The organism is Alicyclobacillus fodiniaquatilis, assembly GCF_042678105.1.
In the GTDB taxonomy this organism is placed as follows: Bacteria; Bacillota; Bacilli; order Alicyclobacillales; family Alicyclobacillaceae; genus Alicyclobacillus; species Alicyclobacillus fodiniaquatilis.
Map to the genome: position 1 here is coordinate 1 of NZ_JBHUCX010000034.1, position 1621 is coordinate 1621.

The following is a 1621-nucleotide window of genomic DNA, read 5'->3' on the forward strand; positions in this document are numbered from 1 at the left end:
CTAGGAGCGTGTCCGAGTAATTCTTGAAGTTTCCCAACAGGGAATTTTCGGATCAACAACGAAGTATCCTGTACTGGGATTCACAATGGAGGCTTCGACTCTTGGGAAAAAAGTTCCGTGACTACGACCCGAACCAACTCATGTTGTTACCACCGAGTTTGAACGAATGGCTACCCGACAATCACTTGGCGAACTTCGTCAGTGATGTGGTCGATCATATGGATATCTCCGTCATTACCAAGCAGTACGAACAGGAATTGCGCGGTTTTCCTCCGTACCACCCGGCCATGTTGTTGAAGGTTCTTATCTATGCATACTGCACAGGTGTGTACTCCTCCAGAAAGATTGCAAAGGCTTGCCAAGATGTTGTAGCATTCCGAGTCCTGTCGGCAAACCAGTTTCCGGACTTTCGTACAATCAGTGATTTTCGCAAACGCCACCTGGGCACCTTCAAGGAACTTTTCTTGGAAGTCGTGAAGATTGCCCAGCATGCAGGGATGGTTAAGCTCGGACATGTAGCTCTGGACGGGAGCAAGATTCGGGCGAACGCATCTAAGCATAAGGCAATGAGTTACGACCGGATGAAACAGCAAGAACAACGGCTACGCCAAGAGATTGCCGAGCTTACGCAGCAAGCTGAACGCACCGACCGCAGTGAAGACAAGAAGTATGGTAACACCATGGGCGATGAACTTCCTGAAGAATTAACCCGCAGAGAAAGCCGATTAGCAAAAATCCAGGAAGCAATGGCTGCCTTGGAGCAGGAAGCCAAGGAAGAAATGGAACAACAGCAGCAAAAGGAACAACAAGACAAGAAGGACGATGACGATCCCACCAACCAGACAGGCGTCAAAAAGCGTGGCCGTCCGCGCAAGGAGAGTCATCCCGCAGGCGTTCCGCGGGACAAAGCACAACGGAACTTCACGGACCCGGAATCCCGCATTATGAAATCGAAAGACGGTTTCATCCAAGCATACAATGTGCAGTCTGTCGTAGATGAAGCGTACCAAATCATTGTTGCAACAGATGTTACAGACCACACTAATGATCATGGCGTCCTACGTACCATGGTTGAAATGACCGAGGAGAATGCAAAAGCGGCAATTGGCAAAATCTCATGTGATGCGGGCTACTTTGCCGCAGACGATGTGACATGGCTTCAAGAGAAAGAAATTGACCCATATATCGCAACGGGTCGTCAAAAACACAATGAGGTGCCGGAGTCACCAAGAGGACGAATACCGAAACACTACACGGTGAAGCAACGGATGGCTCGGAAATTAAAAACAAAGAAGGGTCATGCCGTCTACGCGAGACGCAAAGTGATCGTTGAGCCTGTGTATGGCCAGATTAAGGGTTGCCGGGGATTCGACCGATTCTCTTTACGAGGCTTGGAAAAAGTCAAGGGAGAATGGTCGTTAGTTGCCATGTGCCATAACCTGCTGAAGATATTCAAATACGGCCATACGAGCTGGGCAACGTGCTAAAGATGAGGCTACACTGTCCAGTTCTTGTGAAAAGAACAACACCAGTGCGGAATGTCATTGACCATTAATGAGAATTTTGGAATTAGGACTCAATTACAGAAATTCTAAGCTGAAATACTCGGACACGCTCCTAG

The 1621-nt window shown here is 48.5% G+C and carries 1 protein-coding gene; it reads left to right on the top strand.

From position 1 onward, the window contains the following. Positions 1 to 101 precede the first annotated feature (101 nt). On the top strand, positions 102 to 1487 hold the full coding sequence (locus ACFSB2_RS13240; protein ID WP_377943543.1) for an IS1182 family transposase: 1386 nt from the start codon (positions 102 to 104) through the stop codon (positions 1485 to 1487). Positions 1488 to 1621: the final 134 nt, after the last annotated feature.